This window comes from Aquibium oceanicum (assembly GCF_001889605.1).
Lineage (GTDB): Bacteria > Pseudomonadota > Alphaproteobacteria > Rhizobiales > Rhizobiaceae > Aquibium > Aquibium oceanicum.
In genome coordinates this window covers 910,321-924,328 of sequence record NZ_CP018171.1, presented here as the reverse complement: position 1 = coordinate 924,328, position 14,008 = coordinate 910,321, and the positions used below count along the sequence as shown (strand labels likewise).

General features: G+C 64.1%; 16 protein-coding genes. 11 read left to right on the top strand and 5 right to left on the bottom strand.

Annotation, left to right across the window (positions count from 1 at the left end; translation table 11 throughout):
* The first annotated feature begins 75 nt into the window (after positions 1–75).
* Positions 76–1,629, top strand: a complete 1,554-nt coding sequence (locus BSQ44_RS04635) for a phospholipase D-like domain-containing protein (protein WP_083534472.1) — start codon at positions 76–78, stop codon at positions 1,627–1,629.
* Here BSQ44_RS04635 and BSQ44_RS04630 read toward each other — a convergent pair.
* The 3 genes from BSQ44_RS04630 to BSQ44_RS04620 all read right to left on the bottom strand — a co-directional run bounded on the left by BSQ44_RS04630 (position 1,618) and on the right by BSQ44_RS04620 (position 3,886).
* Positions 1,618–2,637, bottom strand: a complete 1,020-nt coding sequence (locus tag BSQ44_RS04630; RefSeq protein ID WP_235633347.1) for a lysylphosphatidylglycerol synthase domain-containing protein — start codon at positions 2,635–2,637, stop codon at positions 1,618–1,620. The genes BSQ44_RS04635 and BSQ44_RS04630 overlap by 12 nt on opposite strands.
* A gap of 103 nt (positions 2,638–2,740) precedes the next feature.
* Positions 2,741–3,478, bottom strand: a complete 738-nt coding sequence (locus BSQ44_RS04625; protein ID WP_235633346.1) for an endonuclease/exonuclease/phosphatase family protein — start codon at positions 3,476–3,478, stop codon at positions 2,741–2,743.
* A gap of 75 nt (positions 3,479–3,553) precedes the next feature.
* A complete protein-coding gene (locus BSQ44_RS04620) occupies positions 3,554–3,886 on the bottom strand; it encodes a hypothetical protein (RefSeq protein ID WP_072607857.1) in 333 nt (110 codons plus the stop codon).
* Positions 3,887–4,447: 561 nt separating this feature from the next.
* Between BSQ44_RS04620 and BSQ44_RS04615 the strand changes: the two genes are divergently transcribed.
* The gene (locus BSQ44_RS04615) at positions 4,448–5,113 is read left to right on the top strand and encodes a hypothetical protein (protein ID WP_157894506.1); all 666 of its coding nucleotides are present in this window, start codon (positions 4,448–4,450) and stop codon (positions 5,111–5,113) included.
* A 65-nt stretch (positions 5,114–5,178) separates the two neighbouring features.
* Here the strand turns inward: BSQ44_RS04615 and BSQ44_RS04610 are convergent, their stop codons facing one another.
* Positions 5,179–5,841, bottom strand: a complete 663-nt coding sequence (locus tag BSQ44_RS04610) for a hypothetical protein (protein WP_157894505.1) — start codon at positions 5,839–5,841, stop codon at positions 5,179–5,181.
* 145 nt (positions 5,842–5,986) lie between these two features.
* Between BSQ44_RS04610 and BSQ44_RS04605 the strand changes: the two genes are divergently transcribed.
* The 6 genes from BSQ44_RS04605 (at position 5,987) to BSQ44_RS04580 (ending at position 10,150) form a co-directional block, all read left to right on the top strand.
* On the top strand, positions 5,987–6,754 hold the full coding sequence (locus BSQ44_RS04605) for a PRC-barrel domain-containing protein (protein ID WP_157894504.1): 768 nt from the start codon (positions 5,987–5,989) through the stop codon (positions 6,752–6,754).
* 27 nt (positions 6,755–6,781) lie between these two features.
* Positions 6,782–6,976 (top strand): DUF3309 family protein, encoded by a 195-nt coding sequence (locus BSQ44_RS04600; RefSeq protein ID WP_157894503.1) that lies wholly within the window; start codon positions 6,782–6,784, stop codon positions 6,974–6,976.
* A 176-nt stretch (positions 6,977–7,152) separates the two neighbouring features.
* Positions 7,153–8,409: a cation:proton antiporter gene (locus BSQ44_RS04595; protein ID WP_179948740.1), complete on the top strand. Its 1,257-nt coding sequence runs from the start codon at positions 7,153–7,155 to the stop codon at positions 8,407–8,409.
* A gap of 126 nt (positions 8,410–8,535) precedes the next feature.
* Positions 8,536–9,141 carry an iron transporter gene (locus tag BSQ44_RS04590; protein WP_072602153.1) on the top strand — a complete coding sequence of 202 codons (606 nt, stop codon included), beginning with the start codon at positions 8,536–8,538 and terminating at the stop codon, positions 9,139–9,141.
* 233 nt (positions 9,142–9,374) lie between these two features.
* Complete coding sequence (locus BSQ44_RS04585) at positions 9,375–9,770, top strand: hypothetical protein (protein ID WP_072602152.1); 396 nt, start codon at positions 9,375–9,377, stop codon at positions 9,768–9,770.
* Positions 9,771–9,799: 29 nt separating this feature from the next.
* Positions 9,800–10,150 carry a hypothetical protein gene (locus BSQ44_RS04580; RefSeq protein WP_072602151.1) on the top strand — a complete coding sequence of 117 codons (351 nt, stop codon included), beginning with the start codon at positions 9,800–9,802 and terminating at the stop codon, positions 10,148–10,150.
* 19 nt (positions 10,151–10,169) lie between these two features.
* On the opposite strand, the gene BSQ44_RS04575 is transcribed toward BSQ44_RS04580, so the two are convergent.
* Positions 10,170–10,913 carry a phosphatase PAP2 family protein gene (locus tag BSQ44_RS04575; RefSeq protein WP_072602150.1) on the bottom strand — a complete coding sequence of 248 codons (744 nt, stop codon included), beginning with the start codon at positions 10,911–10,913 and terminating at the stop codon, positions 10,170–10,172.
* Between the two features lie 96 nt (positions 10,914–11,009).
* On the opposite strand from BSQ44_RS04575, the gene BSQ44_RS04570 reads away from it, so the two are divergent.
* The 3 genes from BSQ44_RS04570 (at position 11,010) to BSQ44_RS04560 (ending at position 13,991) form a co-directional block, all read left to right on the top strand.
* Entirely contained in the window at positions 11,010–12,266 is a 1,257-nt protein-coding gene (locus BSQ44_RS04570; protein ID WP_072602149.1) for a PRC-barrel domain-containing protein, read from the top strand.
* A gap of 110 nt (positions 12,267–12,376) precedes the next feature.
* Positions 12,377–13,432, top strand: coding sequence for an AI-2E family transporter (locus BSQ44_RS04565; protein WP_072602148.1), 1,056 nt, complete (start codon positions 12,377–12,379; stop codon positions 13,430–13,432).
* Positions 13,433–13,547: 115 nt separating this feature from the next.
* Positions 13,548–13,991 carry a DMT family transporter gene (locus BSQ44_RS04560; protein ID WP_072602147.1) on the top strand — a complete coding sequence of 148 codons (444 nt, stop codon included), beginning with the start codon at positions 13,548–13,550 and terminating at the stop codon, positions 13,989–13,991.
* Positions 13,992–14,008: the final 17 nt, after the last annotated feature.

Sequence of the window (14,008 nt, the reverse complement as noted above, 5' to 3'; positions counted from 1 at the left end):
GCAGCAGCGCATTCCCCGCGAAGGGAACCGCTTGTGGAGAAAGGAGTTTTCCATCCGTCCCGTGGAGTTCCGCCTATGTCGGCTGCATTCGAAGCAGTGTTTCGTACCGAAGACCAACCGATCGACCGCATCACCCATCTGGAGCCGTACCGGCATGAGGAGGGTCTCGTGCCGTCCGGAACACGCCAACCGGTGATCCGCGACGGAAAGAATTGTTGGAAGGTTGCCCGCGCCCGGCGGGCCTCGGTGATCGTCGATGGCGCCGACTATTTCGCGGCGCTCGAAGCCTCGCTTCGGCTCGCCCGGCAATCGATCGTCATCCTTGGCTGGGACTTCGATGGACGGATCCGGCTGCGGCCCGATGTTGAACCACAGGAATCGCCGCCGCTCGGAGACCTGCTGCGCAAACTGGTGGAGGAACACGAGGGGCTCGAGGTGAGGATCCTCATGTGGAGCGAGTCGGTCGTCCATGCGCCGGGTTCCACATCCGAGATGCTGTTCGGCGCGCCGTGGCAGGAGCATCCGCGCATCCGCGTGAAGCTCGACACCTACCACCCTATTTACGCCGCCCATCACCAGAAGATCGTCACCATCGACGACGAGCTCGCCTATTGCGGCGGAATGGACCTGACGGTCGGCCGGTGGGACAGCTGCTCTCATGCAATGGGCGATCCGTTGCGGACGAGCCCGAACGGCGAGACCTACCAACCGGTGCACGACGTGCAGATGGTCGTGGATGGCGATGCCGCGGTCGCGCTCTCGGAGCTTGCCAAGGAGCGCTGGCGCACCGCGATCGGACGGGACTGTCCGCCCGTTTGCAGCCACCAGTCTGGCGATGCGTGGCCTCCCGCCCTGCCCGCCGACTTCACCGGAATCGATATCGCGATCGCGCGGACGATGCCGGAGTTCCTAGACAACCTCCCCGTTCGGGAAGCGATGGACCTGACGATGGACGCGTTGCGAAGCGCGAAGAAGTCCATCTACATCGAAGCGCAGTACATGACCTCGTCTGTCCTCGGAGACATACTGGAACGCCATCTGCAAACCCCGGTCGGACCCGAGATCGTGGTCGTCATGGCGCACGAGTGCAACGGCATCATCGAGCGCTGGGTCATGGGGACCAACCGCGACCGACTGATCCGGCGCCTGCGCAAAGCCGATAGGTACGGCCGCATGCGCATCCTCTACCCCTGCATCAACAAGGGAGACGAGACGTCGCAGATCTTCGTGCATTCGAAGGTCGTGATCATCGACGAGGAATTCCTTCGTATCGGGTCGTCCAACCTCAACAATCGGTCTATCGGCCTCGACACGGAATGCGACCTCGCCCTGGAAGGCACGGACGAGGAGAGCCGGCGCGCGATCACCTCCATCCGGGATCGCCTGCTCGCCGAGCACGTCGGCGCCGAGCCGCAGGCCTTCAACCGGGCGGTCGAGGAGGAAGGCTCCGTCATCGCGGCGCTGGAGCGACTGAACGGTGGCGAACGCCGCCTCATGCCCTTCGAGGCAATGTCGGACCACGGTCCCGACCATCCGGTCTGGGGCACAAAGCTTCTCGACCCGGCCCGTCCGTTCCGCGTTCTGCGTTTGTGGGACCGGTTCTGGCGCAAGCGGAAGCTAGGACGCTGAGGCGGCCTTCCGCCTGAGCACCAGTTCGGCAATACCGAACGTCACAGCTCCCACGGCCAGCGGCACGAGGAAATAGACGAAACGGAAAACCAGCACTGCCGCGATGACCCCGTCCTGCGAAATCAGATGGACCACCACGGCCTCGATTACCCCGAGCCCGCCGGGGACGTGCGCGAGCAAGGCCGCTGTGTTGGCAATGATGAAGGCCGCCGCAACGGTGACGTAAGGAACCTCGGCGAACGCGCTGATGGTCTGGTGGAGGCATGCCGCGACGCAGGCGAAATTCGCCGCGCCGATGCCCACCTGCGCCAGCGCGAGGCGCAAGGACGGCATCTCGATTTCCCACTTCCGGAACTTGAGCGGCTTACGTACCCAGGCAGCGAGCGCAAGATAGATCGCCAGAGAAGCCAGGCAGGCAGCGCCAAGCGCTACGACGCTCGCGCGGCCGAAACCTGTGAGTTCCGTCGCGGCCTCGCTCTCCAGGAGTAGCGCGATACCGCCGAGCGCGATCATCCCCAGAGCCACCGTGGTGCCGCAAAACAGAACGAGTTTCGCGACTTCGCCGATCGAGAGGCCCCATCTGGAATAGAAGCGGTAGCGGATCGCTCCGCTGCTCAAGCCGGAAAAACCGATGCTGTGGCCGAGCGAGAGCGCCGAAAAGGAAGTGAGGGCCGCCTTCGGATATGGCAGCGGATGCTTGACGTAGCGGAGCGCCAGGTAGTCGAAGACGGTCAGGCACGCGTAACTCGCGGCGGCGAAACCCAGCGCCGCTCCGAGCCGCCAGATCGGGATGGTCGAGATCGAATCGGCGAGTTGCCCGAGGCTGTAGCCGCTCAATGTGCGGTAGAGCAGGAAGCCGGCGAGAAGAACGGCAACCAATCCTAGCCATGCCGACCAACTCAGGCCAAGAGGAGGCCGGAGGTTGCGGAGCCGTTCGCTCCAGCTTCTCTCCCGGTGGTTGCTGTCGAAAGCGTCGGGATAGCTGATGTCCTTGGAGATGTCAGTCAAATGACCAATTCCGTTGCAAAGCAATCAAACGCCCGAACCCCCGGAGCGATCCCAAGGAACTTCCGCGAAGCTGTGGAGCGCGCGCGTCGACCGCAGATGGATCTCAGGCTTGCAGCCTCTCGGGAAGACCGCGGCTGGCGGAAGCCTCCCGGTCGGTCTCGGGCAGTCTCAGGTCGGCCACGAGCGGCAGATGGTCGGACGCGAGCGCACTCGTTTCACTGCGATGGGTGCGGGCGGAAACCACCTCCACGTCGTCGCTGACGAACATGTGGTCGATCCTGAACACCGGCCATTGCGAGGGGAAAGTGGCGCTCGGTCGCCCCATCGTCGATCCGATCAGGTGCGCGTCCCGCAACCTGCCCGACAGGAGCCCATAGACGCGACCGCGCGGGAAGGAGTTGAAATCTCCCGTCAGCACGACTGGCGACCGGCAGGCCTCGCTGCCCAGCCACTCGTCGCTCATCAGCATCTGCGCCTGCAGCCACCGCTCCAGCCGCCGCAGTCCCAGGTGGGTGTTGATGACGTTGACCTCGGCACCGTCGATCTGAACCGCCGCCCACAAGGCGCCGCGTGGCTCCAGCCGCGGCCGGCTCGGGAGCCCCGGCAGGGCCCCAGCCTTGACAATGCGGGAGGGACGCGACGTGAGGATCGCATCCCCGTACTCCTCCTCCAGCACGCGCAGCGCCGGGTGGAAGTGGACGAACGAGAACCCCAGCTCGCGGGCGACTTCCTCCCCCTGGTCGACGCCGCCGCTGCGGATGCGGCGCACGTCAAGTTCCTGCAAAGCGATGATGTCGGGTTCCGCCTCCGCGATCACCGCAGCGATGCGAGCCGGAGACATGACGCCATCGACGCCCAGGCATCGCCGTACATTGTAGGTCAGGACGCGAAGTCGTGGCATGTCAGGCGGGAGCGCTCACCCGGCGTCCCCTTCCGCAGGCTGCTGCTCCGGCAAGGCACTGGGCGGAATGATCGGGGTGGCGCCTGTTTCGGGAGCCGGCTCGACTAGTTCCCGGTCACCGACCGCCGGCGGTTCGATCACCCCGCCGCAACGGTCGAGCTGCTCGGTAAGCGACAGGGTGTCGTTCGAGACCTTCGCGTCGTTCCCGCCGCCCAGTTCCTCCGGCTCCGCAACGCACGGATCACCTTCCGCGGTGCCGGATAGGCCGTTGTCCTGCGAGGCGGCCGGGGTCAGCGATGCAAAACTCAGAAGGATGCTTACCGCCAGCGTCTTTTGAAACCTGTCCATTATAGAGCTCCACATGAGGCCCAGCTCCCAGCCTGTCAGCCGGCTGTGCCATTTCGCACGACAACGGCGGATTTGCTTTGATGGTTCCGGGGAGCACTCCGCGCGGAACTAAGCTCCTTCGGGATATTCCACTTTGGATCTCAACGCAGTGCCGAGCGTGTCCCGCGAGCGCGCCCGACCTCGCCTCGCCTCAGGCGTGCATGGGCGGGTTGTCGTCTTCATCCGGATTCGGTCCGGGATCTTCGTCCGGAAGCCTGTCCGGCTGCGGTTCGCGCACCGGGCGCGGCGGGGGCGTGGGTGGTATGGGCCCCGGTGGCGGCTGGTCCTGGGGATTCGGTGTCGGTGCGATGGCCATATGCGCATTCTCCGTGACTGCACGGACAACGGCGAGCGGCAAGTTCGTGTTCCCTGGCGCATCTGTCGCTCGTGAGCCGATCGCGCTGCTAGCGTGGGAGCCTCTCAGGAACTTTGTCTCTCCCAGGCGGTTCGAGAAGAACGAGATCGTGGGAGAAACAGATGAATAAGGCGAACAACTTGAAAGCGCTCGGAGCTGCCCTTCTGATGGCGCCGCTCCTGTCCGGGGTTGCCAGTGCACAGTCGCGTTGCGGGGACGCCGAGGCACTGCGCGCCGATGAATCGATCGGGGCGTTCGCCGAAAGATGCAACGTGCCGGTGGAAGCCATTCTTGCCGCCAATCCGGACGTGTCCCGCGACGAACTGCAAGGTGGCCTCGTGCTGCTCCTGCCGCAACAGGAGGAACGCAGCTGGGCCGACCGCGCACGCGACGCGGTGCGCGATGCCGGCCGCCAGATCGAAGGCGCGGCAACCGAGGCAGGTCGCTCGGTCAGCGACTATCTCTCAGACCAGCCGGATCTCAATCGCGATATCCTGGAATTCGGCGAGCGACTGGGCTTGCCGGGCGTCAGCGCGCCGCCCGATCGTGGCGCCGGAATTCTCGTGGGGAGCACGGCCGGTGTACCCGGCGACCAGGTGGAAGTCACCGCGACCGGTCTTCCGGGCGGCGCGGAGGTGTTGGTTGGGGCTATCATCCAGGACGAATTCGTCATGCTGACGCGGGCGACCGCTGATACGGCCGGCCGGCTCAACGTGGAGGTCGAGGTGCCGGAGGTCCCGGAAACCGAGGACGAGATACAGTTCGTCGTGCGGACATCCGACGGACGGGTCTCTCTTGGATCCGAGCCATTCGCCATCCACTCGCGCACCTGAGATTTTTCTGCGAACCCCGGCATCCGGAACGCGAGCGAAAGCAATGCCGCGGGGGCCGCTTCCTCTCACAAATCCCCGTGGTCCATCCGCTCATCGCTGCTGCTGTCGATGCGGCTCGACAGCCACTGATATGTGCCGAGGGCTACGAGCGCCAGCATGGACGCGATGAACAGGAACGCCGGATAAACTGCGTATTCGATTCCGTCGCGGGTCGCCTTGAACACCATAACCAGCGCCTCGAGACTGGCGGCGATGACGATGATGGTGATGAACTTTGTGATGGAGCGGCGGGATTCCGTCGAGGAGCGGAGTTCGCGCTTGCGCATAATCTCCTCCTCGGCGATGAACTTCGCCGTCTCCACGACCGCAAACCCTATGACCAGGAGGCTGATGGCGCTGAGCGCCGCCTCGACGTGATCGCCGGTGAAGATGCTGTTGCCTACTTCCACGAAGGCGAAAATCATCAGCAGGAAGGCGATCAGCATCAGGCACGAGGTCGCCGCGACAAAGTAGGCGAGTGCGATCCTCGGGTAGACCCGGACCACCAGTTGCCGCGTGCTCCCGGGCCGGGGGTCCAGATCGCCGCCCTCCTGTCCTTGATTGCTCATCTTGCACCTGTGTTGCGCAGAGCCGGAACCCTCTGCTCTTTTCTGGTTGGCCGCTCGAAGGACGCCGATCGGCTCCTGCATTCTATTGCGACGGCACGAGCCGGTGGCTTCGTCGATCATACGATTTGAAACGCGGCCGTAAACAGCGCCAATTCGGCGATGCCGGCGATCCGAACCGCGGACGGCATCCTCTTCAACCCGTCGAGCGGAACACATCGGGGGCGCGGCGGTTGTGGGAGAAGTCCAGCAAAGAAGGATTTTTCCAGTGCTTTGGAACGCATCGAGCCTCATGGGCTACATGATCGCGGCGACGGACGGCGAGATCGGCACCGTGGACGACCTCCTGTTCGACGATCACGACTGGACGATCCGTTGGTTGGTCGTCGACACCGGTACCTGGCTCAGCGGCCGCAAGGTTCTGTTGCCTCCCGAAGCCTGCGGCGAGCCCCTGGCGGCAACCCGCGAGCTGAGAGTAAACGTCACCCGCCAGATGGTGGAAGAAAGCCCTTCGATCGATACGGACGCACCCGTTTCCCGGCTCCAGGAAAGCGACGTCTTCGGCTATTACGGGTGGGAACCCTACTGGCTCGGCTATCCCTACGCCACGGCGGCGGGCATGCCCAACCCGGTGCCTCCGGAGAGCGCCGTCGGAAGCCTCGAAGGCTCCGATGACGCGATAGCTGGGGCAGCGCCGCGGGGTGATCCCAATCTCCGTTCCGTGTCCGAGGTCACCGGCTACTACATCCACGCCTCGGACGGCGACATCGGCCACGTCGAGGATTTCCTGCTGGATGCCGATAGCTGGGCTTTGCGGTACCTGATCGTCGACACAAAGAACTGGTGGCCGGGCAAGAAGACGCTGGTCTCCCCGAAGTCGTTCCGGAGGGTGAACTGGAACGACGGCACCGTGAGCACCAGTCTCACGAAGGATGGCATCAAGAGCGCGCCGGAGTACGACCCGGCGCAGACGGTCGACCGGGCCTACGAGGAGCGGTACCATGACTACTACGGCTATCCCGCATACTGGATCTGAGCGAACAAGCGCTCCAGGGAGATAGCCGTGGGACTTCTCGTACTCCTCATCCTGATCGTGCTCTTCGCCGCGACCGTACCGGTCTATCCCTACAGTCGCCGCTGGGGCTACTCGCCGATGAGCCTGATCCTGCTGATCGTGGCCTTCTGGCTCATTCTCATCTATTTCGGCTGGATAGCGATGTCGTGGCCGGAGACGGCGATGCCGGTACCGCCCGCCTGACCGGCTCGGCACCGACGTTTCGCCCGACCCTCAGTTCATCTTCTCGATCGCTCCGCAGGCGATACGGTCGCCGGAATCGCAGGCGGGAACTTGCGGCGCCTGCGGCATAGAGGTTCGCCATTGCAGCATGCGGGAAGTCCGTCGATGATGGCCGGACCTCGAACGCAAGTGCCCGCATGCTGACCCTCTTCGATCTCGTCGCCGTCCTGCTCGTGCTCACCGCTGCCTTCGGATGGTTCAACCATCGCTTCGTGCGGCTGCCGCAGACGATCGGTCTCCTCGTCATGGGGCTCGCGGCGTCGCTGCTGCTGGTCGCCATCGAACTCGCGTTTCCCCAGATCACGCTCTACGAGGACATCGGCGACCTCCTGCGGCAGATCGACTTCCAGAACACCGTCCTCAACGGAATGCTGGCTTTCCTGCTGTTCGCTGGCGCGCTGCACGTAGACCTCGCCGTCCTGCGGAACCGCGCCTGGGCCGTCGGATCGATGGCTACGGTCGGCGTCCTGGTCTCGACTGCCATCGTCGGCACCGGCTTCTGGCTGCTTTGCGATCTCTTCGGAGTGGCGATGCCGTTTGCGTGGGCGCTGTTGTTCGGCGCGCTCATCAGCCCGACAGACCCGGTGGCGGTCCTGTCCACCCTCAAGGCGGTCCGGGTGCCGCAGACGCTCGAGATCGACATGACGGGCGAGTCGCTGTTCAACGACGGCGTCGGCGTCGTGGTGTTCGCCGTCGTGCTCGCCATCGCCACCGGCGCAGGAGGCGAAGGCCTCGATGCGATCCACATTGTCGAGCTCTTCTTCTACGAGGCTCTGGGAGGCGCGGTGCTCGGGCTCCTTGCCGGCTATCTGTCCTACCGGGCCATGCACGCGATCGACGACTACGCCGTCGAGGTTCTCATCTCCCTCGCACTCGTGGCGGGGACCTACTCCCTGGCACTAAACCTCCACATGAGCGGCCCCATCGCGATGGTGGTCGCCGGCCTTCTGATCGGCAACCGCGGACCGCGCTACGCGATGAGCGACGTCACCCAGCGCTATCTCTTCGGTTTCTGGACGCTAATCGACGAAATGCTGAATTCGCTGCTGTTCCTGCTGATCGGCCTCGAAGTCCTCGTGCTCCGGTTCGACGCCACTTTCGCCTGGGTGGCCGTGCTGTGCATTCCGCTGGTGCTGGTGGCCCGATACTTCGCCGTCGCCGCTCCGCTTCTGGCGTTGCGCACCCGGCTCGAATTCGTTCCCGGTACCATCCCCGTGCTGGTATGGGGCGGATTGCGCGGCGGCATCTCGATCGCGCTGGCGCTCTCCATCCCAGAAGTCGCCGAGAAATCGCTGATCCTCGCTGCCACCTACACGGTGGTCGTCTTCACGATCGTGGTTCAGGGGCTGAGCCTGCAGCAGCTCGTGAGGCGCGTCGTGCCCGGCACATCGTAGAACCCGGTCCGACGATCCGCGGCAGGGCACTGGCTCGCGAAAGCACCAAGGTTCACCGCGCTGGCCTTTTCGCCACGGTGAGAATTTCCATCGGCATATCCGCGTCAGATCCCGCCGGGCGGGAACATGCCCGGTACTCCGCTGTTCAACCGCAAGGAACGAAGACAGGAGACGATCATGGCCGAGGAACACAATCCGCCTGCGAAACCCTCCGACGAGGCCGACCGCAACCAGCTGAAGCTCGCGCAGGAAGAGGGTAGCGCCTACTTCCGGTCGCTCCAGTACATGGCCAACGAGGTCGCCGACAACGGCGCGACGCAACAGTGCGGCGACATGATCGTGGCCTTTGCCCAGGAGGAGGCGGAGGGCATGTACATGATGAAGCACGGCAAGCTGGTGTGGACCGAGCCGGCGGACGGCGAGAACTGCCATTTCGAGGTCGCCGTGCTCGACGCGACGGACAAGCGGTTCATCCCGGGCCTCGACGTGACGCTTACCGTCATGACGGAGGACGGCACCGTCGTCGGCGCCGAACACATGCCTTTCCTGTGGCATCCGGGCCTCTACCACTACGGGCGCAACTGGGCGCTGCCGGGAGACGGGCGCTATACGCTGCGCATCGAATTCCCCGCACCCGATTTCCCGCGGCACGACAAGACGAACGGCAAACGCTTCGCCGAGCCTGTCCAGGCGACCTTCGAGGACGTGGAGGTGAAGACGGGGCGGGAGTAGGCGCTCCGGCTAATCCATAATGGACTTCGCGTGGACGATGCGCCTGTAGCAGGCGGGATTCGCCGCACTCGTGGTCGGTGGAAAGCCGAGCATCCTCCCTGAAGAGGTATCCCCACAGGTCCCTCCGACCGGAACAATGCATCCGAGACGAGGTTATCGGGACAGGAAACGATCACCGAAACAGAGGCGCGGCCGCGGTACAGAGGACTGCTGCCAAGGCCGCGATATCGGAAATGAAAAGAACCATCACGGCAGTCGTTCTAGCTGGCGCGATCGCGAGCGGGTTGGGCGCAGGCACGTTGCTGGCGCAGCCTGTCCCGGTCGCGCGCGACATCATCACCGACCTGCGCGAGAACAGTCTCAGCGCCGAGGAGATTCGCGGCTCGCAGCCCTTCAGGACGATGGAGGTCGTTAGCTTGGCCGAGTTCAGCGGACGCGAACTCCAGGTATTGCAGGATATCCTGATGAACACCGAGGACGGCTTTGCGGAAGTCCGCACCGCAATGGAAGCGAACGAGATGTTCGAGGCAGCGCTTCGCGACAGGAACGTTCCGATCTCCGACGTGACCGCCGCCACCTACTCCGCAGACGGGATCGTGACCGTCTACACGAACATCCCGTCACCTTGAGAGGCGGCGGACATTCAACGGAGGCAGGAATGATGACGACGCTGCGCACACCAATCCGAATCTGTGCCTTGGCGCTGGCTCTGGCCCTTCCGCTGACGGCTTGCGGCGAGGACGATACCGAGGCCGTGGGCGACACCTTGCTACCGGAGAGATCCGAGGATCATCTGATCGACGGCGTCCAGCCGGCGGACCAGACCACGGTCCAGCGCGATCTCACGCCGCAGGCCACCACCGGTGGAGAGATTCCCGGTTATTCCCCGGTCGACAAGAACGAAGGTGTGGCGATCGAAGGCGTGCCCGAAGGCGAGGCAGTCGGCGCGACGCCACCGCCGAGCCGCGTACCCGCCGAGCCGGTCGAACCGCTCCCCGCGGACGAGTAGGTTCTACGGAGCCTCGTCCCTATTGCCCGGCGGGCGGTGGCACCGAGTTTTGCGGCATGTTCGCCTCCGGTTCGACCGCTCCGCGGCGCTGCAGCCAGAGCGTGACTAGCCAGCAACCGATCGCCCATCCTGCTCCGACGCTCCATCCCGCGAGTACGTCTGTCGGCCAGTGCACGCCGAGATAAACGCGGCTGACGCCAACCAGCAGGACGACGAACACCGCCGAGCAAAGGATGAGCAGACGCGTGCGCCACAAAGGCTGCACCCGCACAAGCATCGCGGCCAAGGTCAGATAGACGGTCGCCGCCATCATGGAATGGCCACTCGGGAAACTCGCCGACGTCACGTAGGAGCCGTGCGGTACGAGGTCGGGACGCGGTCTGTCGACGAATTCCTTGACCAGAGTGCTGATGAGGATCCCGCCGCCGACTGCGACGAGCACGGCAAGCGCGGCATGCTTCTTTCCGGTCGTCATGAGATAGCCGGCGGCCGCGAAGGTGACGAGCGTCAGTACGCCGATGCCTCCCAGCGCCGTGAAGTCGCGCATCATCTCTTCCAGCCAGGCAGGTCCGAGCGGATCGCCGAGGTCCGACGCGCTTCGGAACGCCAGCAGGATCCGCTCGTCCATGGCGGCGGTGCTGCCTTCCAGCACCTCGCCAGCGAGTTCGATCAGGCCCCACGCAGCGGCGGCGGGCACCAGCAAGGCCAGGATAACCTCCCATTCCACACTTTTCAGACGCCCTGCGAAGGGGATTTTTCTCATCCCGACTTAATCCTTCCGATCCGACATTTTCTCGGAACATGCGATGGGGGTGTTGGGTTCCGCTAATGTAACAATCAGAAACGAAGGGAGAGCGACATGAGAATCGCCAACACTTCTACGGCACTTGCACTGCTGATGACGCTAGGCGCGGGACCCGCATTCGCCGCCGCGGAATGGACATTCAGCGACATCGACCAGGACGGCAATCTGGAACTGTCGAACAAGGAGTTCGAACAGGTGAGCCAGGGCGCGTTCCGCTCCTGGGACACCAATCAGGACCAGCGCCTGACCAGCGACGAACTCGACCGCGGGGTATATGCCTCTTGGGATCGCGACCGTGACGACAGGCTGTCGGAGAGCGAATTCGACAGCGGCTGGCTCGGCTGGTTCGGCGATGACGATCAGGTGGCATATTCCGACCTGGACCGGAACGGCGATGCCTATCTCGACGAAGACGAATTCACGGCGGGTCTTCAGCAGTCCGCCGCGCTCGACGACTGGAACGTCGGTGACGAAGGCGTCGACTGGCAGAATTTCCATACCGCGCTCTACGGCGTCTACGACACCGACAAGAACGCCATGGTCAATCAGGACGAGTATGGCGCCTATTCCGACACCTACATGATGGGCGACATGGCGCAGGCCGGGGTCGGCGCCGAAGAGACCGCCGCCGTCGGTGAGACCATCACGCCGCAGGAGGTGATCTCCATGTCGGACTGGCGCTCGGAGGATCTTTATCTCGGCGGCATGAGCGTCGACGAGATGATGGACGACATGGAAGTTTACGGTCCGACCGGCGAGGAAATCGGCAGCGTCGAGAACGTGGTGTTCTCAAATGACGGCCGAGTGCTGTCGCTGGTCGCCGAGGTCGGTGGCTTCTGGGACATGTTCGACACCCACGTCAACGTCCCATGGGACCAGGTCAACTACAGCGGCGAAGACAAGATCATCATTCCGGTGACGGAAGAGAACGTCGAGGACTACAGCACCTGGAAGACGGGATATCTGACGCCGCAGGACGCCATGGGCGTGGAAGTCGTCGATGACGATCTCGAGACCTCGCCCGGCATCTTCCGCGCGACCGACCTGATGGGCGACTATGCCCGCGTGAAGGGTGGAGAGGCCAACGGCTACTCGAACTACGGCTACGTCAACGACCTCATCATCCGCGACGGCCAGTTGCAGGCGGTGGTCGTGAGCCCCGATGCCGGCTACGGCATCAGCGGACCCTACGCCTACCCCTACTATAGCCGTGGCTGGTCCGCAGGTCGTCCGTACTACGACATGCCCTATGACCGGGCAGACGTGGTCGACAACGAGCCCCTCGATTACGACCGCTTCGGCGTGCAGTGATTGCCGGCCGGAGGGCGTTTGCGGATCCACCCTCCGATAGTTGGCATGGGGAGGTCTCCAGGCATCGCGCCGGAGGCCTCCTTCTCATCTGGACGCAGTGAGGATTTCATATGCGGGATGAATCTGGCGGCATCGGCCATGAGCAACAGATGGGCGACTTCGCGCGCAAATGCGTCATCGCCGTTCTCGTCGCTTCGCTCGCATTTCTCTTCTGGCAGCTCCGGCATACGTTGGTCATCGGTTTCGCGGCTATCGTCGTGGCAGCACTTCTGGTCGCAGCGGGAGAACTCGTTCGCCGCCTCCTTCCGGTCAGCCATCGCATGGCGGTCTCCATCGCGGTGGTGGTCATCCTCCTGCTGCTCGGAGGCCTGGGATGGTTCGCCTGGCCGCAGATACGGACGCAGTCGTCCGATCTCTTGCAAAGGGTGCCGGAAGCGATCCGGATGCTGGAAGACCGGTACGGCATTTCCCTGCCCGATTCGCTCGGCGAACTGAACGAAATCCAGAACACCATCTTCGGACGCATCTGGCGGGACGTCCTTTCCATGGCCGGCACTGTCGCGTCCGTTCTCACCGGGGTGGTGCTGATCGTGGTCGCCGGCGTCTTTCTCGCCAACAAGCCTTCGCTCTACAGCGAGGGTGTTGTGCTTCTGGTACCTCCGGCGCAGCATCGTCGCGCACGTATCGCGCTCAAGCGCACGGGGCACGGATTGAAGCTCTGGCTCCTGGCCCAACTCCTGTCGATGTCGATCGTCGGGGCTCTGGTGGGACTCGGGGCATGGTGGCTCGGCCTGCCGGCGCCGCTGGCCCTCGCCCTCATCGCCTTCCTGACCGAGTTCGTGCCGCTGGCGGGTCCCGTCGCCGGCGCGATCCCCGGCCTTCTCGTTGCCTCCGCGCAGGGTGTCGATACGCTTTTCTGGACAATGCTGCTCTACCTTGCCGTCCAGCAGATCGAATCGAACCTGATCACGCCGCTCGTACAGCGCGAGGTCGTTTCCGTCCCGCCGGCACTGTTCATGTTGTCCGTGGTGGCCATGGGAGCACTGTTCGGTGTCGTCGGTGTGTTGCTCGCCGGCCCCCTGACGGTCGCCGCCTATGCCTTGGTGCGCGCCCTCTACGTCGAGGGCGTCCTCGACGAGGAAATCGACAGCTCTCGCGGCGTATGAACCGAATGCGAAGCAGCGGGATTGCGCGGCGAACGGTCGGCCGTGTATTCGGCGAGGGTGAAGTATGTCGAGCGGGCCAGGGTCATGAACGCATCAAACGCGGAGTTTCGATAGGATGGGGCCGTTCTGGACTGCCCTTGCGGTGGCATTCGCCGGCGGGGTGGCACTCGCGGTGCAATCGCCCATCAACTCCGCCCTCGGGCGGGCGCTGAACGACACCATCCTCGCGACCATAGTTTCATTCGTCGGCGGACTGGTCGTCCTGGCCCTGGTCGTGTTCGCGCGGGGATCGCTGCCGAATGCCGCGATGTTCCGTTCCGTCCAGCCCTGGATGATCACCGGCGGCGCGCTCGGGGCCTTCTACGTCTGGTCGGCTTTGTGGAGCGTGCCCCGTCTCGGCGTCCTTACGATGATCGCCGCGCTGATCCTGGGACAGCTCCTCGCCTCACTCATGGTCGACCAGTTCGGGCTGTTTGGAATCCCGGTGCGCGAGATCGCCTGGCAGCGCATCGTCGCCGTCGTTCTCGTCGGCGCCGGGGTGGTGTTTTCCCGCTTCTGAATTCCGCTACGGAACAT

Coding starts and splice junctions, on each gene's coding strand:
- BSQ44_RS04635 (WP_083534472.1), top strand. CDS start 76: ATGTCGGCTGCATTCGAAGCAGTGTTTCGTACCGAAGACCAACCGATC.
- BSQ44_RS04625 (WP_235633346.1), bottom strand. CDS start 3,478: ATGTCTCCGGCTCGCATCGCTGCGGTGATCGCGGAGGCGGAACCCGAC.
- BSQ44_RS04620 (WP_072607857.1), bottom strand. CDS start 3,886: ATGGACAGGTTTCAAAAGACGCTGGCGGTAAGCATCCTTCTGAGTTTT.
- BSQ44_RS04615 (WP_157894506.1), top strand. CDS start 4,448: ATGGCGCCGCTCCTGTCCGGGGTTGCCAGTGCACAGTCGCGTTGCGGG.
- BSQ44_RS04610 (WP_157894505.1), bottom strand. CDS start 5,841: ATGATCGACGAAGCCACCGGCTCGTGCCGTCGCAATAGAATGCAGGAG.
- BSQ44_RS04595 (WP_179948740.1), top strand. CDS start 7,153: ATGCTGACCCTCTTCGATCTCGTCGCCGTCCTGCTCGTGCTCACCGCT.
- BSQ44_RS04590 (WP_072602153.1), top strand. CDS start 8,536: ATGCCCGGTACTCCGCTGTTCAACCGCAAGGAACGAAGACAGGAGACG.
- BSQ44_RS04585 (WP_072602152.1), top strand. CDS start 9,375: ATGAAAAGAACCATCACGGCAGTCGTTCTAGCTGGCGCGATCGCGAGC.
- BSQ44_RS04580 (WP_072602151.1), top strand. CDS start 9,800: ATGATGACGACGCTGCGCACACCAATCCGAATCTGTGCCTTGGCGCTG.
- BSQ44_RS04575 (WP_072602150.1), bottom strand. CDS start 10,913: ATGAGAAAAATCCCCTTCGCAGGGCGTCTGAAAAGTGTGGAATGGGAG.
- BSQ44_RS04570 (WP_072602149.1), top strand. CDS start 11,010: ATGAGAATCGCCAACACTTCTACGGCACTTGCACTGCTGATGACGCTA.
- BSQ44_RS04565 (WP_072602148.1), top strand. CDS start 12,377: ATGCGGGATGAATCTGGCGGCATCGGCCATGAGCAACAGATGGGCGAC.
- BSQ44_RS04560 (WP_072602147.1), top strand. CDS start 13,548: ATGGGGCCGTTCTGGACTGCCCTTGCGGTGGCATTCGCCGGCGGGGTG.